Source organism: Hwanghaeella grinnelliae (assembly GCF_004005845.1).
GTDB classification, from domain to species: Bacteria; Pseudomonadota; Alphaproteobacteria; order UBA8366; family Aestuariispiraceae; genus Hwanghaeella; species Hwanghaeella grinnelliae.
This window is the reverse complement of record NZ_SADE01000001.1, coordinates 1,357,499-1,378,055: the sequence shown is the minus strand read 5'-3', so window position 1 is coordinate 1,378,055 and position 20,557 is coordinate 1,357,499. Positions and strand designations below refer to the sequence as shown.

The window sequence follows — 20,557 nt, the reverse complement described above, 5'->3', positions numbered from 1 at the left end:
CGGCATGAGCTATGCCATCTATATCGGAAGCGACCACAGCCGCGACGGCCATGCCTGGCTGGCGGGCTATGGCGACGAACCGTCGAGCCACTGGCTGGATATCGTTCCCCGCTCGACCCATGAAGAGGGAGCGGAAATCACGGTCGGGGTCACGGCCGACGCGGATATCCCGGGTCGCCTGTCAACCATTCCCCAGGCAAGGGAAACCTGCCGTCATATCTGTGTGAATTACAGCTATTACAAAGGCGCGCCGGCCCCGCTGGTCAATGGCGGGTTGAACGAATATGGCGTCGCCGTGCGCGACGTCTGGTCCCCGTCCCGTCCGGAACTGACCGCCATGACCCCGCCGGAGCAGACCGGCCCGAATTACAGCGAACAGGCGCGCATCGCGCTGGCCCGAGCGCGCACCGCCCGCGAGGGCATCGATATCATTGCCGATTTGATCCGCACCCATGGGGAGGCGACCTATGGCGGAAACTCGCACCTGATCGCCGATGCGGACGAGGCTTGGGTGATGATCCAATTCTCCGGCGGCAAGGGTCTTTGGGCGGCGGAACGGCTGGGGCCGTCGAGCATCCGCGCGTCACGGCCGGGCTATATCACCATCGTTCCGGTCGACCGGCCCGGCCATCCCGATTTCCTCTATTCAGACAACTTCGTCGATTTCGCCGTGCAGCAGGGCTGGTACGAAGCGGGCACGCCCTTCGATGCGAACCGTATCTATGGCGATGGCAAAGGTCCCTGGGACGGCGTGCAATGGATAGAAGCGGAAATGGCCGACAGGGCCGCCCGCCCCGAAAAGATCGGGTTCGAAGATATGGTCTTCGCCGTGCGGTCCCCCCGATTGACCGGCGACACGGCCGGTTACGGCCAGGTCGTGCCCTTGAATACGCCCGGCAACGCCATGCTGCGCATGTTGTGGCACGCCCCGATCGGGCCGGTGGCCGCGCCCTTCGCACCGGTCTTCATAGGGCAGAGCAAAGTCCCCGACGAATTCCGCAAGCATCGTTACCTGACGACCGGCGAAGACCGGACCTTCATGGACAATCGCAAGACGGACGATGACGGCCCCAGCCAACTCTCCACCGTTTCACAAACCGTTGAATGTTCCCGTTCGGCCGTGGCGGCCTGCAAGCGGCTGCTCTATCTGATGGTTCAGGCACCCGACCGCTTCGCCGGGGAAGTTCTGCCCGTGTTCGAGGCCAGGGAAGCGAAATTGGCCGATGCGGTCGCACAGGCGCTCGCCATGGCAGAAATCCTGATCGGCCAGGGGAAGGAAGACCTGGCCGAGACACTGCTTACCTATTTCAGCTGCACGGAGTTGATGGAAGGATTGGCCCTGGTCGAAGCCCTCTCAGCCGGGATCGAAGCGCGCCTGCGATACACCGAACGGCCCGCGCGGACATCGACCGCGTTCCGAGCGTTCGAGCAGATTTGGTGACCCGGCTCCGGCCCGCCAACCCAATGGCAGGATTCGTAAAGTAATTGGTATTTTCCATCAGCGCAGATAGCATGTAAACTCGGCATTTATCCAAGGATATCAAAGGTTTTCTAAACCCGAATGCGCTGTCGCAAGAATGTCGAAAGCCTTCTTGTACTCGGTGTATGTTTCGGTACATTCATAATTGTGCCAATCCTTGAATAATCGACAAATATACGGGTGGAACATGCCTCGCGATGCTCTCAACGGCCAGAGCAAGACAGCCGAAGGATCCGAACAGACAGACGCCGCGCTGTCGTTGTTGACCGCGCTGACGGAGCGCGACCTGACGCAGGTCTACGGTGGCGACACGGAGATCGGCCGCAAGGCGGCGGAGTTGGCGGAATTGCTGCGCGCGGATCTGTCATCGAACCTGGACCACAGCGTTAAGATCGCGATGGTCGCTAACGAAGCCTCGGTCGCCACGGCGCATATCCTGAAGGCGGCGCGGACCGTCGATTCAAAGGCGCAGTCGATTGCCGCGGCGACGGAAGAGATGGTCGCATCAGTCAATCAGATAAGTGAGACCAGCCGGCACGCGGCGGCCGCCGCTGAAGAAATGCAAGCCTCTGTCGAGCATAGCAACACAGAGGCCGGAAACGCGGTCCGCGCAATGGGCGAGTTGGCGGAAACCGTCGCTGAAACATCAGCCCAGGCGCAATCCCTTAGCCAAGCGTCAGAAGCGATCGGTTCCATCGTCGCCACGATCGGAGCGATTGCGAAACAGACCAATTTGCTCGCCCTGAATGCCACAATCGAGGCGGCGCGGGCCGGCGCGGCCGGCAAGGGGTTTGCGGTGGTTGCGGGCGAAGTGAAGAGCCTGTCGCAGCAGACCGCCAGTGCGACCGAAGAGATCCGGACCCATATCGAAGGCCTGCAAAGCCAGATCAATGGCATCGTGTCGTCAATGACCGCCGGCACCGATACGGTCGAACGCAGCAAGACGATAATCGATACGCTCGGCGACGACATGAACACCGTCGGCGTGAAGGTTTCAACTGTTACCTCCCGGATGGAGGAGATTGCGGAAATTCTGGAACAGCAGACGCAAGCTTCTGCGGAAGTGGCGCAGGGCGTCACCGGTATCGCCGAGCAGACGGGGGACAACGTGACCCAGGTCGCCGCCCTTGCCGACGCACTGGATGAAGCACAGCGCAGCGTCGCTCAACAATTGGGCAATTTCGCCAAGTTCGATGCCGTCAACAAGGTCGTCAAACTGGCCAAGGCCGATCACGTGCTTTGGAAAAAACGCCTTGTCGACATGTCCGTCGGCCGCGCCGCTCTCTCGGAATCGGAACTGGCGGACCACAAGTCCTGCCGGCTGGGCAAGTGGTATTACGGGCCCGGCTCGCTTCCCTATCGTGAACACGCGGCCTTCGCACGGCTGGAAGAACCCCACGCCGCCGTTCATCAAAACGGCATCGAAGCAGCACGGCTTTTCAATGCCGGCAATCTTGATGGCGCAATGACGGCCATCGGCAAGGTGGAGAAAGCTTCGGAAGACGTTCTGAGCCTGTTGGACGAATTGGACGCCGCCGGACCGAAGGCGCCGGAAAGCAAGTCCGTAACCTTTTGACCGGCATACGATCCAACCGGCGGTTTTCAGGCGCGCGTCAGCCTGCCTCGGCGGTTTCGCGCAACTGTTCTTTGAGGCCGACCGCCGCCATGGCGAAGCCGCCGTCCGATCCGTCGATGAAATGGACATGTTCGCTGTCTTCCAGACTGAACAGCAGGCAGGTCATCAGGGCGGCGTCGGTTCGATAGGTACCGAAGGCAATTTCACCGTCCGCCCGCACCCGCTGCAAAACGGCCTCGATCTTGTCCGCATCCCCGGCCGGACAATCCAGCACCAGGCGCAAGGTGTCATCGAAGCGGCGGTAATCCGAATTCTGGCGCAGTTCCGCCCGATAGGCCGGCGCGTCATACCCGCCGGCTTCCTTGTCGAACTTCTCCAGCAGATATTGGATGAAACTCTGCACCAGGATCTTGGCCAGCCGCCGTTTGAACCCACGGCCCTGTCCGTGGGTCGCCCGCGCCTCCGACACCAACCCGCGCGGCGGCCATTTGAAGGTCATGTTCTCGGCCGAAACGGGCCTGTTTTGCTCAATGGCGTGTCCTAACGCCAGATTGATCTGGCGAAGCACCTTGCCGATAACCGCGGCCGCCGCCTCGCGATCTTTGGCCAGCGGCTGAACCAGGATGGACAGCATGACCCCATGTCGGGACTTCAACGGTTCCCACCGGCAGGAAAGACCTTCCAAGTCCGGCTCGTCCCCCTCGCCGCTTTCGGTGAACAGGTAGCCCTGATCGCCAGTGTCGGCCTTGATCAACCGGTCGGCCAACGAAACCCCGCCGCCATTGAACATGGCCAGATAATTTCCGGGGCTGAGGCGGAATTTGGCGACCAACACATTCGCGCCCTGCGCCCGGATTGCCGGCAAGGACACCGCGCCGACACGCAGGTCCAGATCGAAACTGACTTGCGCCAGGTTCCTGGTTTTCAGCAAGGCGGCACGCACCGCCGGCAGACTGGTCTGCGGCACCAGCATCGTCGCGCCGTCACCGCCGAAAACATAAGGGATTTCGACATCGCCAAGAACATTGAGCACGGCGGTGATACAGGCCGCGCCGATCATGTTCACATCCTTGTATCGGCCTTCCGCGATTGCCTTGGTCGACCCCCGTATGTCGGCCAATATGACGGCCCAGTCGTCCGGCGCGGGCCGATAAAGGCCCAGGTCGTGAACCCCGGCGAAATCATCGAAGCTGTCGAGCGTCGCATAGAATGTCGCTGAATTGTCCGTCACAGGATCCTTCATCCATCCGACGTCCCTCGTCAGGAACCGCCTTCAAAAAACCGTCCGTCGTTCGTCGCCGAATGCGGTTGCGCGATGGGAAACATGCCTGGGTTCGGTATCGGTCCGCATGCATCAGTTTGGTACGCGCGTGAATCAGCGATGGATCATGCACCAGGCCGGCGGCAAGTCGAGTCCTCTTTAAACTGGTCGGCCTCCCTATCGGGCGGTTTAAGAAACCGGTTGAACTCCATCATAACGGTGTTATTTTCCAGTATCGTTCGGCCACCTTGCGTCCGGTCCGAACACGCGCGCAAGATATCAAACATCCGGCCTTCCCCTGCCGGGTGCAGAAAGGAAATTCGATGTCCACGGTTTCGTATGAAAAGGACGGGCGCATAGCCCGCATAACCTTGAACCGACCGGATGTATTGAATGCCATCAACAGCGATATGCCGCAGGACCTGGCCGATTGCGTCGAGCGGGCAAACGCGGACCAGGGCGTTCACGTCATCGTGCTTGCCGGTGCCGGGCGCGCCTTTTCCGCCGGCTACGACCTGACCGCCTATGCCCAGGAACCGGGCGGCAACGACGTCACACAGGACATGCCATGGGACCCGATGAAGGACTATGCCTTTATGATGCGGAACACGGAATTGTTCATGTCGCTTTGGCGTAGCTACCGGCCCGTGGTCTGCAAGATCCACGGTCATGCGCTTGCCGGGGGATCGGACATCGCGCTTTGCTCCGACCTGATCGTCATGGCAGACGATGCGGAAATCGGTTATATGCCGGTCCGCGTCTGGGGCTGCCCGACGACGGCGATGTGGGTTTATCGGATCGGCCCGGAAATGGCCAAACGGATGCTGTTCACCGGCGATAAGATCGACGGCAAGGAAGCCGCCCGGATCGGCCTGGTACATAAATCGGTGCCGGTCGATGCATTGGACAAGGAAGTCGAAGACCTCGCCGAGCGGATGTGTTCGGTTCCCGTGAACCAGTTGATGATGCAAAAGATGGTGATCAACCAGGCAATCGAAGCAATGGGACTGGCCAACACCCAGCGCCTTGCTACTATCTTGGACGGAATTACGCGGCATTCGCCGGAGGGCCTGAATTTCAAAAACCGGGCCGAAGAGATGACGTGGAAACACGCGGTAAGGGAACGCGACCAGGGAACCTTTGATTGGACCGCCAACCGGCCGATCAACGCCCCAAAATAGCGGCATGATCAATTCCGGCCTTTTCGGCAGGCAGCCAAGCGAAAACGGTCAATTGTAATCTGCCAGGACAGTAGAGGCGCCAGATGGCCAAACAAAGAGCCCCCAAGGTACAGGACCTGACACAGGAACGGGCCGGGGCTTTGCGAGAGGAAAGACGCGCGGCCATCATCGAAGCCGCCAAGAGCGTCTTCATGCGGAACGGCTTGGAAAAAGCCTCCATGCGGACCATCGCCACCGAAGCAAACTGCACGACCGGCGCGATCTATCCGTATTTCCAGGGCAAGGAAGAAATCTACGGCGCGGTGCTGACCGAATCTCTGGACCTGCTGCAGGACTATATTCGGACCTGCATCGCTGCGGCAGAAACACCGCCGGCGCGGGCGCGGGCCGGTTTGACCGCTTTCTATGACTATTACCAGGACCGGCCCGACGAACTGGCGCTGGGCCTGTATCTGTTTCAAGGCCTGGGGCCGAACGGTTTGACCAAGGAATTGGATCGCGCGCTGAACGCCCAATTGGCGGACCTTTTCACCTTGTTGACGGACGCCTGCGCCAAAGCCGGCCTGCCGGACCCCGCGAAGACGGCGGGCGGTGGCATTGCCCAAGCTGTCGGGACCCTTGTCTTGGAACGAACGGGACGCATCAGGCTGGTCGGGCAGTCAAGCCAGGACCTGATGTATGCCTTTCTGGACCAAGCCTTCGCAGGTCTCCAAGCCACGCCATAATAAAAGAAACCAGTAATTTATAAAATATTGCGAACCGGCGGTTCAGTGCTTACCAATTCCGGGGATGAGCGCGACCGATCAAGATAACGTCCGCAAGATTTTCGCCAATATTGTGGATCTTTGGGAGGCCCGACGACCCGGGCCGGGCCTGCTGCCGGCGCGCGCTGATTTCGACATGACCGATTTCATGGACTGGATCGGCTGGGTCAGTATCTACGAAATCGAATACGGCGATCCCATCCGCTTCAAGATCCGCCTCGCCGGCACACAGGTCACGAAGATCGAACAGGCCGACAATACGGGGCGTTATCTGGACGAGGTTTTTCCACCGGACAAGCACCCACTCGTTTATCCGCCCTATTTCGAAGCCTTGGAAATAGGCGGGCCGGTCTATCTTCAGCGCGATGTTCCGACCAAGTCCGGGGTGGCGAAAACCATGTCAAAGCTGGTCCTGCCGGTCGCGGAGGACGGGATCCGGCCCAACAAATTCATTAATATCCTGCACTATGCCCCGGTCAGCCATCGCGACGAGATCGACGGCCTCGTGGTCATCTGACCGGCCTTCTTCCTACCCGTCTTTTCAACGCCACGCAGCTGGATATCGTACCACCGCAAACCAACGTCACACCGCTGGCTGCTGCTGCGTGATGCAGTGAATGCCGCCGCCACCCTGCGAAACGGTCGAGACATCGACCTGCACCACCGTCCTGTCCGGAAAGGCGGCGGCGACCGCGTCCCGCGCCGCGTCGTCCTCGGGAATGCCGAATTTCGGCATCACCACGCCGCCATTGGCGATGTAGAAATTGATGTAGGAGCGGCAATAGCCCCAATCCCCCTGTCCTTCGCGGGCCAAGGGTGGCGCCTCGCGGATAAAGATCAACTCAATCGGCCGGCCCTCCGCATCGGTTTGGCCTTCCAGTGCGCGGCGGTTGCCTTCCGCCGTGTCGAAGCCGGGGCCGGACGCGATCGCGGGGTCCTCGAACAGAACCACGCCGGGCCGGACAAAACAGGCGATGCCGTCGATATGACCGTCGGTCCCGAACTCCGCTGTATTGCCGGGCAGCCAGATCACTTTGCGAATGCCCAGTGTGCGGGCGAATTCCGCTTCCGCATGCTGGCGGGTCAGACCGGGATTGCGGTTCTGGTTGAAAACGACCGTTTCGGTGGTCAGCAGCGTCCCAGCCCCGTCCACCGCCAGCGCCCCGCCTTCCATCGCCAAGGCGGAGGTCACCGCCGGCAGGCCGACCCGGTCGAGCGTGGCCCGGCCAAGCGCGGCGTCCTTCTCGAATTCCGCATTCGCCCCGCCCCAGCCGTTGAACCGCCAGCAGACACCCTCAATTCCGCCATCGTCCCGGCGCACGAAGGACGGCCCCGCATCGCGGAACCAGGCATCGTCCAGCGGCAATTCCAACACATCGATATCTGCGCCCAACAGGTTCCGCGCCCGGGACGCGGAGTGCGGATTGGCAATCACGCGAACGGGTTCGAATTGTCTTATGGCCTGCGCAACGGCGGCGTATTCAGCCTCCACCTGCGGCAGGATGCCCTCCCACATCGGGTGGTCTGGCCAAGCCATCCAACAGCAGTCGTGGCGTTCCCATTCCGCCGGCATCAATCGCATCAGGCCAATCCTCAGTAGGTTGCGCGCCCGCCGGAGAGGTCGAAGGCCGCGCCGGTTGAAAACGTGCAGGCATCGGACAGCATCCAGAGCACCATTTCAGCCACCTCGTCCACCGTGCCGAGGCGTTTCATCGGGCTTTTGTCGATCATGATCTGGACATGATCCGGCGACATCTGCGCCAGAATCGGCGAGTCCACCGCGGCCGGCGCCAAACTGTTCACCCGGATGTCGGTTTGGGCGAGCTCCTTGCCGAGCGACTTGGTCAGCCCGATGACGCCGGCCTTCGCCGCGCTATAAGCGGACGCGTTGGGCGTGCCTTCCTTACCCGCAAGGGAAGCGATATTGACGATCCGTCCCGTCCCCTTGCCGTTCCCTTGCCGCTGCATGATGGGCACCAGATTGCGGCATACTTCATAAACACCGATCAAGTTCACATCCACGACCCTGCGCCACATCGCGGGGTCGAGATCCACCAGCGGTTCCGAAGGTCCGGTGAACCCGGCGCTGTTGACCAACAGGTCCACACCGTCGAGCCCCTTTGCCGCCGCCGTCACCATGTCAGGCTTGCTAACATCGACCGCCGCGAAGGTGACACCGTCGAAGGTCGGTTCCGACAGGTCCCAAACCTGGACCGCCGCCCCCGCATCCCTGAGCCGTTCGGCAATCGCCTTTCCGATCCCGCTCGACCCGCCGGTCACGACCGCTTTCTTGCCGGCATAATCGTAGACAGGCATCGTCATAGGGTTTCGACCGCATAGGCGTTGCTGGTGGCGATCGCCAAGCGGATCGCCAGCGCCGGGGCATAAGTGTCGGAATGATAGAATTCCTTCAGCCTGTCCATGCTCTCGAACTCGACGATGACATGGCGGCTGGGCAGGTAATCGCCTTCCAGCTGTTCGCAGGGATTGCCGCGCACCAGGAAGCGCCCGCCAAAAGCGGCGATCGCGTCCGGCGTCATGGTCTTATAGATCTCGTATTTCTCGGGATCGCGGATTTCTTTGACATCGACAATCAATAGAGCCGCCATAACGCCCCCCTTATCCGTTTGTTTTCCATTCATTGCGGGCCATTCCGGGCCGGTGCAGGAAAGATTAAGGGCAAACCGCCCCTTTCAAAACCGGCCAATTCCGGAAACCGCGCGAAAGACTGAACTTCCCCCGCGGACAGGACCGCGCGATTGACCGGCGGGCCGAAGCGGCTACGATCCCTGCCACTTTCGAAGGGACGCCGAAGATGAAAAAGAATGCGCCGCTAGCCCCGGAAACCCTGGCCGCCCAGGGCCTGGGTTGGGAAGACGACGAGACCGGCGCGGTCATTCGGCCCGTCCATGTCTCCACCACATTCGCACGAGACGAAAATTACGAACTGCCGGACGGGCGGACTTATATCCGCGACGCGTCCCCCGCGCTCGACCAGGCGGAATCGATGATCGCCGCCCTGGAAGGCGCTGAAGACGCCATGGTCTTCTCTTCCGGTCTGGCCGCCTGCATGGCGCCGTTTCATGCGCTTCAACCCGGCGACCGGGTCGTGGTCCAAAGCGGCATTTACTTCGGGGTGCCGACTTGGCTGGCCGAATTCGGTAACGCCCATGGCCTGAAACCGGTTTTCGTCCCTTCCGGCGACGAAGCGGCCTTGCTGGCCGCCATCGCTGAGGCGCCAACCGCCTTGGTCTGGATCGAAAACCCGTCGAACCCAGACCTGCACGTGACGGATATCGCCGCCGTGGCCGACGCCACCCACAAAGCGGGCGGCGTATTGTGCATCGACTCGACGACGGCAACACCGGTGCATTGCAAACCCATCGAGTTCGGCGCGGATATCGTTGTGCATTCCGCGACGAAATACCTGAACGGTCATTCCGACGTATTGGCCGGTGCCTTGGCTGTGCGCGACAAAACCGATTTCTGGGAGCGTATCCGCAAACACCGCTATCTGACCGGCCCGCAACCGGGCGGCTTCGACCTGTTCCTGCTGGTCCGGGGCATGCGCACGCTGTTCGTTCGTGTCGAGCGGCAATCGGCCAACGCGATGAAGATCGCCGAATTCCTGGAAGCCCATCCCAAGGTGACGCGGGTCAATTATCCCGGCCTGACGAGCCATCCCCGCCATGACCTGGCGGCGCGTCAGATGCGGGACGGTTTCGGCGGCCTGTTGAGCTTTCACGTCGCCGGTGGCGCGCCCGGCGCGCTTGCCGTTGCAAAACGGGTGCAGGTTATCAAGCGAGCCACGTCGCTGGGCGGGGTGGAGACGCTGATCGAGCACCGCCGATCGGTCGAACCGCCGGACAGCCCGGTTGCCGACGACCTTTTGCGCCTGAGTGTCGGAATCGAAAATGCCGACGATCTGATCCTGGATTTGAAACAGGCGCTGGACGCAGCCGGTTCCTGAACTATCTGGAATACCCAAGACAGACACATGAAAACGCTTAACGAGGGGGAATAGTGCATGTCTATCGATCTTTATACCTGGACCACGCCGAACGGCCGCAAGGTCTCCATCGCGCTTGAGGAGATGGGCCTGGAATATACCAGCCATTCCATCAATATCGGTCAGGACGAACAGTTCGCGCCGGACTTCCTTAAGATCAGCCCGAACAACAAGATCCCGGCCATCGTCGACAACGACAACGGCATGACACTGATGGAATCGGGCGCCATCCTGATGTATTTGGCCAAGAAGACCGGCAAGTTCATTCCCCAGGATGAGGAAGGATACTTCCGCTGCGTCGAATGGTTGATGTGGCAGATGGGCGGTTTGGGGCCGATGCTGGGCCAAGCGCATCACTTCCTGCATTTCAACCCGGGCAAAGCGGCCTATGCGGAAGAACGGTTCGGCAAGGAAGCCAAGCGGATTTACGGCGTGCTGGACAAGCGCCTTTCCGAGACCGGCGCCTTCATGGCCGGCAAGGAATATTCCATCGCCGACATGGCGACCTGGCCCTGGGTTTCGCGGTTCGAATGGCAGCAGATTGACTTGAACGAATTCCCCAACGTCAAACGTTGGTATGTTGAAATCGCGAACCGTCCCGCGACCAAACGCGGTTACGATCAACCGAAATATGTCAGCGATATTCCAATGCCCGCGTAATATTGCGGCAGGCAATCGCCACAAAGGCGTTAAGATTAGGGCGGCCATAAGGCCGCCCTTCGCTTTTGCGTGGCAACCACTGGCATGGAAACCCGAGTCCCTGTAAGCCCTTGTGCAAGTCGGCAGCAGGCGATTGGGGGACTATGGCCAGCTACAATCCAATCAGGGCGGCACGCCTGATGGCCCTCTATCTGGATGAGATCGAGGCAGCCGGGATCGAGGTTGAGTTCTGTCAGGAAATCGGCGCCCTGCAGACGGTGCAGCCGGCGCTTGAGGACAAGCCCTTGTCCCCGTACTTCCATCCCGATTCCTACGAGTTGGTCCCCGACAACAGTTTTTGGATTCACGGTACCGCAAAGGGCCGAACCGTCCTGGTCCAGGCAGCCCGGATCGACGATACGGGCCACACCCCGCTCGGCGTGTTGATAGACGCCCGTTTCCGCCGCTTCTTCCGGACCGACGAAGAGCAGGTCACCGATTGCAAAGCAATGGCGCGGATGCAGGGGCGATGCGTCTATCACGGCGAAGGCTGGGTCGCGCCGGACTTCCGCAAGACAAACCTGGCGCGGACCTTCATCCATCTCGGCACCATCGCCATTCTGATGCGCTGGTCGCCGGACTATGTCTATGCCTTCTTCGACGAACAGGTGGTCGATAGCGGCTTTCCGTCAAAGGCCTGGTTCAAGATGTATGAGGCAATCGGCCGGCATTATCACGGTTGGCTGCTGCCGACCGATTTGATCGGCTGGATGGACAGCCGCCACTTGGTCAATTTAGTGGAGTTGGAGTATCGGCGAAGCGTGCAAGGGCAGCCACCGCGCTGACCCCGTTCAGGTTCAGTGGAAAGATGAAGCGATAGAAATCGCAGAAATGCGGCACGCCCTCCACCTGAACCGGCATGGCGACCCGCTCCAACGCGGGACGCTGGTTCCGCACCACGTCGAAATAGGTTCGTGTCAGGTAACGGTCGACCTTTTCATCGGGTATGCCGGACTTGCCGGCGGCCGTGCGGCAAAAATCCTTTCCGTATAGCGCACCCGCGGGTGTCAGGGTGCCGCAATAGAGATACCGCGTTTCGTCACCCGACACCGTTTGCACTTGAAGATAGGGAAGGATCCTGGTCAAAGCGGCCGTGTCGGCGGACGCATCGCCCCGCGTCGCCCGAAACCAAGCGGCGGCCCGGCAATAGACAAGGTCATCTGTTTTGATTGGTGCGTCGATGGCAGTGCGCTCGTAATGCATCACCCTGCAGCCCCTTTCGCCAAAGCCCGAAAAGCGGCTATCAGATTCAGCACATCCCGGATCTGCCGATTGTTTAGATCCTCGATGTGCCGGGCGCCGAAGTGCTCGTCGATATAGGCCCGCACCAAAGGATCCAGCCCCGCCTCGTCGATCAAACTCTGCAGCTTCTCGGAGTTGCAATCGAGTAGAATACTGGCGATTTGCGTGTCGACGGTTTCGGACCGTAATGACATGGCTGCCCCCACAGCTTGAAATACCTCCACACCATGACGGTTTCCATGAAACCGGGCAATTGCCAATGTGACGCAGCGGTTACGCAACCGCCCCCGCTTTTTTCAATTCCGCGAAGATCCCGTCGATCCAGCCGACGACCGCGTCGATGCGGGCGCTGCGCCGTACATGGGGGTGCACGACCAACCAGACATCGCGGCTTGTGACGGGGTCGGACAGGCGGGTCAGTCCGGGTTCCGCTTCACCAACGAAAACCGGCAGCAGCGAACGGCCCAATCCGGCAAGGACGGCCTGCAGAATAGGTTCGCCGTCATTGACCCGCAAAGGACTGAGCGGCTCCTTACCCTCCTTGGCGATCCACTTTGCTTGCGGGATGGCGGCGAAGCTCTCCTCATACGTGATCCAGGCCAGGTCAGCGTCTCCCGCGCCTCTCCGCCCCTCAGCCCCATCGACCCGATCCGCCAAATCGGACCGTGCATAAGGCGCGTAGCGTATGGCGCCCAGGCGGCGAGCAATCATTCCGTCCTCCGTCGGGCGCGTCAGGCGCAGGGCGATATCGGCCTCCCGCCGGGTCACGCTCAAGGTCGCCGGTTCGGCGATGAGGTCCAGGTCAATATCGGGATAGGTTTCGAACAGAAGGCCGACCCTTGGCGCCAGCAGTCGGTTGGAGAGCGTCGGCACACTGGTCATGCGCACCAGCCCGCCGGGCTTGGTGTCCCGGCCCGCGACGTCACGCTCCAACGCGGCCAGTTCGACCTCCGCCCGCTCGGCCCGGGTGATGACCTCCTCCCCCGCCGGCGTCGGAATCAGGCGTCCGTCACGGCGGTCGAAAAGCCGGGCGTTCAGCCCTTCCTCCAACGCCGCCAAACGCCGGGTGACGGTGGTCTGATCGACCCCCAGTGACCGGCCCGCAGCACTCAGTGTCCCTTCCCGCACGATCGCGAGCACGAACCGCATATCGTTCCAATTGATCATCCTGCATTTTTGCGGCAGGCCGGCGAAATAATCCAGCTGGATCTAGCAAAAATGCAGAAGTACAAAGCGGAATAGCTCACACCATGAAAGAGGAAACATCCCATGTCCGACCAGCCCAAGACGCTGATGCAGATGGCAGGCGCAGACTTGACCCCCGCCGCGATGAGCGCCGCCGCGCTGATCGTCATTGACGCCCAGCGGGTCTATTCCGATGGCCCCCTGGTGCTGACCGGGGTCGGCCCTGCGGCGGAGGAAATCGCGACCCTTTTGAATCGTGCCCGGGCCGCCGCCACGCCCATCGTCCATGTCCGCCATGTCGGACCGGATGGCAGCCCCTTCGGCAAGGATGGAAACGGTTTCAAATATATGACGCAGGCGGAACCGAAACCCGGCGAGGCGGAAGTGGAGAAATCCCTGCCGAATTCCTTTGCGGGAACGAATCTGGATGAGATTTTGAAGGGGATCGGCCGGAAGAAAGTGATCATTGTCGGCTTTATGAGCCATATGTGCGTCAGCGCCACGGCGCGATCCGCCCTGGACCATGGCTATGGCGCGACAGTCGTCGCTTCCGCCGTGGCCACACGCCCCCTGCCGAGCGCCACGGGCGACGGCACGGTCGCCGCCGAACTTGTCCATGAAGTTGCGATGACGGAGTTATCCGACCGCTTCGCGATCATCGCCAAAGCCTCAGCGGATATTCCGGACTGACCGGACTAACCTGCTCCGTCAAAGCCCTAGGCTGACGGAAAACATATAGCGGGGGTCGTCGTCACTCTGTCCCGACGGCCGGCGCGTCAGCGGCTTGGCGATCTGCAAATCGGTATAGAGGCCGTATGCGCCAAGCCGCACGCCCCCGCCGGCGGAGGCAAGCGATTCCCAATCGCTTTGGAAATTGTCCCGGAAAACCGTTCCGACATCATAGAAGCCATAGAACTGGATCTGGCTCATGAAATCGACGAATTGTCCCAGATCCACGCGCGCTTCGGCCAGGCCGGCGATACCGCCCTCACCTTCAAGTTCGCCATAATCATAGGCCCGGCCGAACGCCGCGCCGCCAAGGGAATACTCCTCCGTCGTCAGCAACGGAGCATCCGACCATTGCGCCTTGCCGCTGACCTCGACACTGAAGATATTTCCCATCCGTTGTACACGGCGGCCAAAGAATTCGACTTTCGTGAAATCAGGTTCCGCATCGGCACGCGACAGGTTCGCGTCGCCGGTTTCCGACGAACCGAATATCTCCAATCCCTTGCTCACCTCCAATTGCAGGAAGTGATCCCCGCTCCATCGGTTCGCACCGTAATAGCGCAGCCCGGCCCGTAACACGCGCGTTTGATCATCGAAATTGTCGATACCGCGTTGCTGCTCGCGCAGTTCCATGAAATCGAAACTTCCCGTCGCCCAGATACTGTGCCCCGCCCCGCGCAACAGGGGATGAATAACGTCCAGCGTAGCGTTGCGGCTTTTCGATTCCAGATCCAAATTGCGGTCGCTGCCGCCGGAATCGGTTTCGGTCGCGGATAGGGTCGTCGTCACCGTCGTCCCAGCGTTGCCGACCGGTTGGGTCCAGGCGAATTCACCGTACAGAACCTCCGCCGGCTCAAGCGGATTGGTGAAGAAACCCAATTGCAGGCGTTCGTTCAGGCCAAGCGTGTCATTCGCCCCGACCGCGGTCCAGCTCTCCAGCCGCCCGCTTTCCGGCGTGCCACGGTTGTCCAGATAGGTATAAAAGTCGAAGGCATCATACCCAATCGTCACATTCAGGATATAGGCGCCCGGTGCAGCGCCTTCCGTCACGGTCGACTTCGCGACCCAATAACCTGGCAGATCCCCAGTCAGATAAAGCGCGCGTTCCATTGTCGACAGGCGGGTGGGCCGTTCCTCCAATAAATCGGTGAAATAGGACTGAAACCTGTTCGCGTCGATACCATCGCCCTGGATCGCGACCTCGGCGATATAGCCTTCGATCACATCAATGGTCAGCACGCCGCTGGCAACTTCCTGCGGCCGCACTTCCGCCCGGGTCAGAACAAAGCCTTCCTGCTTGTAAAAATCGGTGATGGCTTTCGCGACGCGGTCGATATCGGCGGAGGTCACCTGACGCGCGATCAAGTCGGTATAAAACTCGGTGAACCGCGACGGTTCGAAGACTGAACTGCCTTCAACCACCACGCCCCCCAGAATGAAAGACACACCGTCTTCAGGCGCGACGGCTTCGGGTTCGACCACTGTTTCGGTTTCGATTTCCTGCTGGCGTTCTTCCCGGGCCGGCTTGGCTTCTTCGATCTGCCGTTTGATTTGGATGACGTCGTTGGAATCAGCGCGTTGCGCCTGTACCGGCCCGGCAAGGGCGGCACAAAGAATATATGCACCAGCCCCGATGTAGACCATCGAAGGTATGAATTGTCGCAAACCGGTCCCCTCCAAACGCACTAAATTTTTTTTGCAAACCACGATCGCCACCCGATTTACCCGCGATCGCGGCCTGGATTCTCATCATCATGAACCAACAGAGATTTACGATATATTAATTACCTTATGGAAATATCCGATCAAGCTTTCGATGGATGCGGCGCCGCGTGGGGCAGGACACCGCATCCCGGAAACCCGAAAGTGATTTGAGGAAAATGTCTCTTTAATTTTAGGCAATTTCCATCGAAGAGGTCTTTTTGCGAGAATGTTGATATACTAATAAGCATTCTTAGGGGCAGGTTTCCACCAGGGATGCAGGGTACAGTTCGGTTAAGTTCTTCGGGGAATCTCTATCATGCGTACATGTTTTGTGACTTCACCGCGCCACGCAACCACGGTGACCTCCAATATTTTCCACTTCCTTTCAGTCCTTTTCGTCACGCTTTTCGTGGCCGGCGCCGCACAGGCCGGGTCCGAATGGACGGTCAGCGCCATCGAAGGGGATGCCAAAATCGTCAAGGAGGGTATCCAGCCCGTGGCCCTGAGCCCCGGCGATGCCCTTTCCGAGGGCGACCGTGTCGTGACCGGCGAGACCGGTCGGGCGGTCCTGACCCGCGGCGGATCGACCATCGTCGTCGCGCCGGGCACCGAAATGTCCATTCCCTTGGAAAAGACCAATGGTCTGGCGACCCGCATCCTGCAAAAGGTCGGTACGCTTTTCCTGAATGTTGAAAAGAAGAAGACCGAACATTTTGAAGTCGTGACCCCCTATCTTGCCGCCGTCGTCAAAGGCACCAGCTTCACGGTCAACGTGGACCGGTCCGGCGCGGCTGTGCATGTTATGGAAGGTCTGGTCCAAGTCGCCGACGCGGTTACCGGCCAAGCCGTCTTCGTCCGCCCCGGACAAACAGCGACGCGCAATGCCGCCGCCGCGGGATTGGACGTGAAAGGCCAGAAAGCGGCCGCCCCCGGTCAGCAGAAGAAAGCCGAAACCGACACAGCCGCGCTGGATGCCAGCCAGGGTGACAGCAATGCGGGCGGCAACGGCAAGGCCCAAGGCGGCGTGAAAAGCGCCGATGGGTTCGCAACGGCGACCGAAGCCAGCGACGGCAAGGCCGGCGGCAATGGCAAGGCAATCGGGCGCACGCTCGGCGTGGTCTCCGTAGATGTCGCTGTGGTCACCAGTTCGTTGCCCGGCAGTTACAACGGCCAGATCAATCGATCCGAGAAGAGCAATGCCGGTGGCAACGGTAATGGCAATAGCGGCGGAACAGACAACAGCAGCAGCGCAGGCGGCAACGGCAACGGCAACGGCAACGGCAACGGCAACGGCAACGGCAACGGAGCTGGTAGCACCAACGTTGCCAGCGGCAACCCAAATGCCGGTGGTGGCAATCCAAATGCCGGTGGTGGCAATCCAAATGCCGGTGGTGGCAACCCCAATGCCGGTGGTGGCAACCCCAATGCCGGTGGCGGCAACGCAAATGCCGGCGGCAACGGCAATAGCAATGCCGGTGGCAATGGCAATGGCAACGGCAACGGCAATGGCAATGGCAATGGCTAGCCACCCCGTTCAGACATAACGGCTGTAGGCGATGGGGGAGATCGAACAGCCAATGAATTCAGCGTCCCGGACTGCGATTACCTCGCGTCTGGGACGTTTGCTTGTCGACTACCCGCATATTCTGCTGGCCCTTGTCGTCACCGTGTTATTCCTTTCCAATGCGGTTCGCCCCTTCGACCGAATGCTCTATGACCTGCGTTTGGAAACGATTACCCGCCCCGCCACGGGGACATTGGCGGTCGTCGAAATCGACCCGACTTCCATAAATGAAGTAGGCGTTTGGCCCTGGCCCCGGGATGTGTATGCCGGCGTGCTACAAAAGCTGGCCCGTGCCGGCGCCACCGAAATCGCCGTCGATGTCGATTTCTCCTCCCGCGGGAAACGATCGGCCGATGATGTGCTGGCGGGAACTCTGCGGGAACTCGGCGAACTGGTGATCCTGCCGGTTTTTCGGCAACAGGCCCGGCCGGGCGCCGCCACGTCGGGTGTGCACGACACCTCCCCTCACCGCGATTTCATTCAGTTCGTCCAATTGGGCAGTGTGACCATATTCCCTGAAAGCGACGGACTGGTCAGGAACTTGATGACCACCCACGTTTGGGAAGAAAAAACGCTGCCGTCCTTCGTGACTTTGCTTGCCGGACCGAAGGCATTGGGAATTCCGGAATTCTCCATCGACTATGGCATCGATCCCGAAACGATTCCCCGCTACTCGCTGGTCGATGTCTTGAACGACCGCATTCCTGGGGCCGCCTTCAAGGGTAAGAAGGTCTTGATCGGCGCAACCGCGACGGAACTGGGCGATCAGCACGCTGTGCCTGTCTTCAGGTCGCTGCCCGGTCCGGTGATCCAGGCCGTCGCTTATGAATCCCTTGTCCAGGATCGCGCCTTGCAGGAATTACGGCCGGAAGCGATCATCGGGTTCGTCCTGATCGTCGCCATGGTCTTGGGAAAAAGGCTGACCCGGTGGTCCTGGCAATGGGCGGGACTGGCGATGGTTGCCGCTATTGTCTCTACCGAGGCCCTGGCTTTCGGTCTGCAAAGTTTCTATCCCTTTCTGCTGCCCACCGTGGCGATCGACCTTGTGCTTTTCCTTTGTTTCCTGTGGGGGTTGTTGATCGCCCTGGAACAAAAGGCCGCCGACCTGTTCCGGCATGCGATGATGCTGCTGCACCGCGGCGGCGTGATCGACCGGGTTCTTGAAGACAGTTTCGACGGCATTGTCGTGACCGATTCCATCGGCCGCATCGAACGCGCCAATAAGGAGGCCGCGCGCCTTTTGGGCACCAGCCCCAGCGCAATGATCGGCAACAGCATGGCGGGCTTCCTGCCGGAAGTCAGCGCTATGGAGAACGAACTCACAGCGCTGGAGAAGGAAGGCCATGAGGCCCGCTTCGTCGGCCCGCGGGAAATTAACGTCAGCCCCGCAACCGGCCTGCCCCTAATTCTGGAAGTCGTGGTCGGCCGCTTCGTCATACGCCCAAGCGAAACCAAATGGGAACGCCGGACCAATACGCGCAACCTGTTCAGTTATACCTTCCGCGACGTCACCGCGCGCAGCGAACTGGCGGAAAAGGAACGCGAAGCCTTGGAAGCCGCCGTCGCCGCCAGCCGCGCGAAGACCGAATTCCTGGCCAATATGAGCCACGAATTGCGCACGCCCCTGAACGCGATCATTGGGTTTTCGGAAGTGGTGCACGGCGAGCTGCTGGGCCCGATCGAGCCGAAATACAAAGAATACCTGTTGAACATCCACGACAGCGGCAAGCATCTGCTGTCGGTCATCAACAACATCCTTGATGTGTCGAAGATTGAATCCGGCAGTTTCGAACTGCATGAGGATTTGGTCGACCTACGGCAGGTGATGGAAGCCTGTTTTACCTTGAGTAAAGGGTGGCCGGAATCGGCGGACCGCAACATCACCATGGAGCTTCCGGAAGTCTGCCCGAACCTGTTCGCGGACGAACGGCTTCTGAAGCAGATGATCGTCAATCTGCTGTCCAATGCCGTGAAATATTCGGAAAGCGGCGACAGCATAGGGATGACTGTTGCCGAGGCAAAAGACGGCGGCGTCGGCATCGTCGTCCGGGATACGGGTATCGGTATGAAGCCGGACGTCATCGCCAAGCTGACCGAGCCCTTCTATCAGGTCGACTCCACCCTGTCGCGCAGCCGGGAAGGCACCGGGCTGGGCCTGTCGCTCGTCGCGGCCTATGCCGAGGCCCATGGCGCGGAACTGGTCATCGACAGCGAATTCGGCCAATGGACGGAGGTCCGCTTGGTCTTCGGCCGCAGCCGTGTCATCGGGCCGAACTTCAAGGCCGGATCACAAGACGAAGAAGACGACCCGACACGGCAGGAACCCGAGGCGGAGGCGGCAAGCGTCGTCGACATCCGGCCGCGCCAAACGGTCCGCTACTCATAGCGGCACGGCTGGCTATTCCCGGCGTTCGTATTGCCGGTCGCCGAACAGGATCGTTTTCGCATCATCTGAAATCGTGTGCTTGCGGCGTTTGTCCTTCAGCACATCCATGCCCCGCCGCACCGCCGGGCGTTCCTTGATCTCGTCATACCAGCGCAGAAAATTCGGAAAGCCGTCCCGCTCGACACCCTGATAGTGCGAGAACTTCATCCAGGGCCAAACCGCCATATCCGCGATGCTATATTCCTCCCCCGCGATATAGGGGCTTTCCGCCAATCGGCGGTCGACCACCCCATAGAGCCGCGCCGCTTCCTTGGAATAGCGGTTCCTCGCGTAGTCATTGGCTTCCGGCGCATATTGAAAGAAGTGCTGGGCCTGTCCCAGCATCGGCCCGATGCTGGCCATCTGGAACATCACCCATTGCAAAACCGAGTACCGGCCGCGCGCATCGCCCGGTATGAAGCGCCCGAACTTTTCCGCCAGATAAATCATGATGGCGCCGGATTCGAACATCGTGATTGGCTGCCCATCCGGTCCGTCGCTATCGACCAGGGCCGGCATCTTGTTGTTCGGGCTGATCTTCAGGAAGTCCGGCGCGAACTGTTCGCCGGTAACGATATCGACCGGGACGACCGCATAGGGAACCGCCAGTTCCTCCAGCAGGATATGCACCTTGTGCCCGTTCGGCGTCGGCCAAGTGTAAAGTTCGATACTCACGGATACGTCTCACCTCAATACAAACCAACTGACAACATAATGCGGTCGCAGACATGGAAGAAC

General features: G+C 60.4%; 20 protein-coding genes. 11 read left to right on the top strand and 9 right to left on the bottom strand.

The genetic code is table 11. The annotated features are described in order from the left end of the window. The first annotated feature begins 4 nt into the window (after positions 1-4). Entirely contained in the window at positions 5-1,441 is a 1,437-nt protein-coding gene (locus EOI86_RS06295) for a C69 family dipeptidase (RefSeq protein WP_127764244.1), read from the top strand. A gap of 226 nt (positions 1,442-1,667) precedes the next feature. Further along, entirely contained in the window at positions 1,668-3,056 is a 1,389-nt protein-coding gene (locus EOI86_RS06290; protein WP_127764243.1) for a methyl-accepting chemotaxis protein, read from the top strand. Between the two features lie 37 nt (positions 3,057-3,093). Here the strand turns inward: EOI86_RS06290 and EOI86_RS06285 are convergent, their stop codons facing one another. After that, positions 3,094-4,299, bottom strand: a complete 1,206-nt coding sequence (locus tag EOI86_RS06285) for a DUF3095 domain-containing protein (RefSeq protein ID WP_127764242.1) — start codon at positions 4,297-4,299, stop codon at positions 3,094-3,096. A gap of 323 nt (positions 4,300-4,622) precedes the next feature. Here EOI86_RS06285 and EOI86_RS06280 point away from each other — a divergent pair, with 323 nt between their 5' ends. The 3 genes from EOI86_RS06280 to EOI86_RS06270 all read left to right on the top strand — a co-directional run bounded on the left by EOI86_RS06280 (position 4,623) and on the right by EOI86_RS06270 (position 6,779). After that, the gene (locus tag EOI86_RS06280; RefSeq protein WP_275668580.1) at positions 4,623-5,498 is read left to right on the top strand and encodes a crotonase/enoyl-CoA hydratase family protein; all 876 of its coding nucleotides are present in this window, start codon (positions 4,623-4,625) and stop codon (positions 5,496-5,498) included. Positions 5,499-5,581: 83 nt separating this feature from the next. After that, positions 5,582-6,223, top strand: a complete 642-nt coding sequence (locus tag EOI86_RS06275) for a TetR/AcrR family transcriptional regulator (protein WP_127764240.1) — start codon at positions 5,582-5,584, stop codon at positions 6,221-6,223. A 64-nt stretch (positions 6,224-6,287) separates the two neighbouring features. Beyond that, complete coding sequence (locus EOI86_RS06270; RefSeq protein ID WP_127764239.1) at positions 6,288-6,779, top strand: PAS domain-containing protein; 492 nt, start codon at positions 6,288-6,290, stop codon at positions 6,777-6,779. A 66-nt stretch (positions 6,780-6,845) separates the two neighbouring features. Here EOI86_RS06270 and EOI86_RS06265 read toward each other — a convergent pair whose 3' ends face one another. From EOI86_RS06265 to EOI86_RS06255, 3 genes are read right to left on the bottom strand one after another with little or no spacing between them, the layout of a single operon-like run. Next, positions 6,846-7,844: an agmatine deiminase family protein gene (locus EOI86_RS06265; protein WP_127764238.1), complete on the bottom strand. Its 999-nt coding sequence runs from the start codon at positions 7,842-7,844 to the stop codon at positions 6,846-6,848. Positions 7,845-7,855: 11 nt separating this feature from the next. Further along, the gene (locus EOI86_RS06260; protein ID WP_127764237.1) at positions 7,856-8,584 is read right to left on the bottom strand and encodes an SDR family NAD(P)-dependent oxidoreductase; all 729 of its coding nucleotides are present in this window, start codon (positions 8,582-8,584) and stop codon (positions 7,856-7,858) included. Then, complete coding sequence (locus tag EOI86_RS06255) at positions 8,581-8,871, bottom strand: DUF1330 domain-containing protein (RefSeq protein WP_127764236.1); 291 nt, start codon at positions 8,869-8,871, stop codon at positions 8,581-8,583. Before EOI86_RS06255 ends, EOI86_RS06260 begins: the two co-directional genes overlap by 4 nt. A gap of 206 nt (positions 8,872-9,077) precedes the next feature. Between EOI86_RS06255 and EOI86_RS06250 the strand changes: the two genes are divergently transcribed. The 3 genes from EOI86_RS06250 to EOI86_RS06240 all read left to right on the top strand — a co-directional run bounded on the left by EOI86_RS06250 (position 9,078) and on the right by EOI86_RS06240 (position 11,755). Then, a complete protein-coding gene (locus tag EOI86_RS06250) occupies positions 9,078-10,232 on the top strand; it encodes a trans-sulfuration enzyme family protein (RefSeq protein WP_127764235.1) in 1,155 nt (384 codons plus the stop codon). A gap of 57 nt (positions 10,233-10,289) precedes the next feature. Next, the gene (locus EOI86_RS06245; RefSeq protein ID WP_127764234.1) at positions 10,290-10,931 is read left to right on the top strand and encodes a glutathione S-transferase N-terminal domain-containing protein; all 642 of its coding nucleotides are present in this window, start codon (positions 10,290-10,292) and stop codon (positions 10,929-10,931) included. A gap of 143 nt (positions 10,932-11,074) precedes the next feature. Further along, on the top strand, positions 11,075-11,755 hold the full coding sequence (locus EOI86_RS06240; RefSeq protein WP_127764233.1) for a hypothetical protein: 681 nt from the start codon (positions 11,075-11,077) through the stop codon (positions 11,753-11,755). On the opposite strand, the gene EOI86_RS06235 is transcribed toward EOI86_RS06240, so the two are convergent. The 3 genes from EOI86_RS06235 to EOI86_RS06225 all read right to left on the bottom strand — a co-directional run bounded on the left by EOI86_RS06235 (position 11,700) and on the right by EOI86_RS06225 (position 13,361). Continuing rightward, complete coding sequence (locus tag EOI86_RS06235) at positions 11,700-12,173, bottom strand: hypothetical protein (RefSeq protein WP_127764232.1); 474 nt, start codon at positions 12,171-12,173, stop codon at positions 11,700-11,702. The two genes, EOI86_RS06240 and EOI86_RS06235, sit on opposite strands and share 56 nt — an antisense overlap. Then, a complete protein-coding gene (locus EOI86_RS06230; protein ID WP_127764231.1) occupies positions 12,173-12,406 on the bottom strand; it encodes a hypothetical protein in 234 nt (77 codons plus the stop codon). The genes EOI86_RS06235 and EOI86_RS06230 overlap by 1 nt, the downstream gene beginning before the upstream one ends. A 79-nt stretch (positions 12,407-12,485) precedes the next feature. Then, positions 12,486-13,361, bottom strand: coding sequence for a LysR family transcriptional regulator (locus tag EOI86_RS06225; RefSeq protein WP_205032087.1), 876 nt, complete (start codon positions 13,359-13,361; stop codon positions 12,486-12,488). A 120-nt stretch (positions 13,362-13,481) separates the two neighbouring features. Between EOI86_RS06225 and EOI86_RS06220 the strand changes: the two genes are divergently transcribed. Further along, positions 13,482-14,087: a cysteine hydrolase family protein gene (locus tag EOI86_RS06220; protein WP_127764229.1), complete on the top strand. Its 606-nt coding sequence runs from the start codon at positions 13,482-13,484 to the stop codon at positions 14,085-14,087. Positions 14,088-14,105: 18 nt separating this feature from the next. Here EOI86_RS06220 and EOI86_RS06215 read toward each other — a convergent pair whose 3' ends face one another. Beyond that, positions 14,106-15,791 (bottom strand): ShlB/FhaC/HecB family hemolysin secretion/activation protein, encoded by a 1,686-nt coding sequence (locus EOI86_RS06215; RefSeq protein WP_127764228.1) that lies wholly within the window; start codon positions 15,789-15,791, stop codon positions 14,106-14,108. 355 nt (positions 15,792-16,146) lie between these two features. On the opposite strand from EOI86_RS06215, the gene EOI86_RS06210 reads away from it, so the two are divergent. Then, on the top strand, positions 16,147-17,355 hold the full coding sequence (locus EOI86_RS06210) for a FecR family protein (protein WP_127764227.1): 1,209 nt from the start codon (positions 16,147-16,149) through the stop codon (positions 17,353-17,355). Positions 17,356-17,407: 52 nt separating this feature from the next. Beyond that, a complete protein-coding gene (locus EOI86_RS06205; RefSeq protein WP_161973716.1) occupies positions 17,408-19,780 on the top strand; it encodes a CHASE2 domain-containing protein in 2,373 nt (790 codons plus the stop codon). Between the two features lie 12 nt (positions 19,781-19,792). Here the strand turns inward: EOI86_RS06205 and EOI86_RS06200 are convergent, their stop codons facing one another. Further along, a complete protein-coding gene (locus EOI86_RS06200; protein WP_205032086.1) occupies positions 19,793-20,494 on the bottom strand; it encodes a glutathione S-transferase N-terminal domain-containing protein in 702 nt (233 codons plus the stop codon). Positions 20,495-20,557 lie beyond the last annotated feature (63 nt).

Excerpts from the sequence above, each read along its gene's own strand:
- EOI86_RS06295 (WP_127764244.1), top strand. The coding sequence starts at position 5 with ATGAGCTATGCCATCTATATCGGAAGCGACCACAGCCGCGACGGCCAT.
- EOI86_RS06290 (WP_127764243.1), top strand. The coding sequence starts at position 1,668 with ATGCCTCGCGATGCTCTCAACGGCCAGAGCAAGACAGCCGAAGGATCC.
- EOI86_RS06285 (WP_127764242.1), bottom strand. The coding sequence starts at position 4,299 with ATGAAGGATCCTGTGACGGACAATTCAGCGACATTCTATGCGACGCTC.
- EOI86_RS06275 (WP_127764240.1), top strand. The coding sequence starts at position 5,582 with ATGGCCAAACAAAGAGCCCCCAAGGTACAGGACCTGACACAGGAACGG.
- EOI86_RS06270 (WP_127764239.1), top strand. The coding sequence starts at position 6,288 with ATGAGCGCGACCGATCAAGATAACGTCCGCAAGATTTTCGCCAATATT.
- EOI86_RS06265 (WP_127764238.1), bottom strand. The coding sequence starts at position 7,844 with ATGCGATTGATGCCGGCGGAATGGGAACGCCACGACTGCTGTTGGATG.
- EOI86_RS06260 (WP_127764237.1), bottom strand. The coding sequence starts at position 8,584 with ATGACGATGCCTGTCTACGATTATGCCGGCAAGAAAGCGGTCGTGACC.
- EOI86_RS06255 (WP_127764236.1), bottom strand. The coding sequence starts at position 8,871 with ATGGCGGCTCTATTGATTGTCGATGTCAAAGAAATCCGCGATCCCGAG.
- EOI86_RS06250 (WP_127764235.1), top strand. The coding sequence starts at position 9,078 with ATGAAAAAGAATGCGCCGCTAGCCCCGGAAACCCTGGCCGCCCAGGGC.
- EOI86_RS06245 (WP_127764234.1), top strand. The coding sequence starts at position 10,290 with ATGTCTATCGATCTTTATACCTGGACCACGCCGAACGGCCGCAAGGTC.
- EOI86_RS06240 (WP_127764233.1), top strand. The coding sequence starts at position 11,075 with ATGGCCAGCTACAATCCAATCAGGGCGGCACGCCTGATGGCCCTCTAT.
- EOI86_RS06235 (WP_127764232.1), bottom strand. The coding sequence starts at position 12,173 with ATGCATTACGAGCGCACTGCCATCGACGCACCAATCAAAACAGATGAC.
- EOI86_RS06230 (WP_127764231.1), bottom strand. The coding sequence starts at position 12,406 with ATGTCATTACGGTCCGAAACCGTCGACACGCAAATCGCCAGTATTCTA.
- EOI86_RS06225 (WP_205032087.1), bottom strand. The coding sequence starts at position 13,361 with ATGCGGTTCGTGCTCGCGATCGTGCGGGAAGGGACACTGAGTGCTGCG.
- EOI86_RS06220 (WP_127764229.1), top strand. The coding sequence starts at position 13,482 with ATGTCCGACCAGCCCAAGACGCTGATGCAGATGGCAGGCGCAGACTTG.
- EOI86_RS06210 (WP_127764227.1), top strand. The coding sequence starts at position 16,147 with ATGCGTACATGTTTTGTGACTTCACCGCGCCACGCAACCACGGTGACC.
- EOI86_RS06205 (WP_161973716.1), top strand. The coding sequence starts at position 17,408 with ATGAATTCAGCGTCCCGGACTGCGATTACCTCGCGTCTGGGACGTTTG.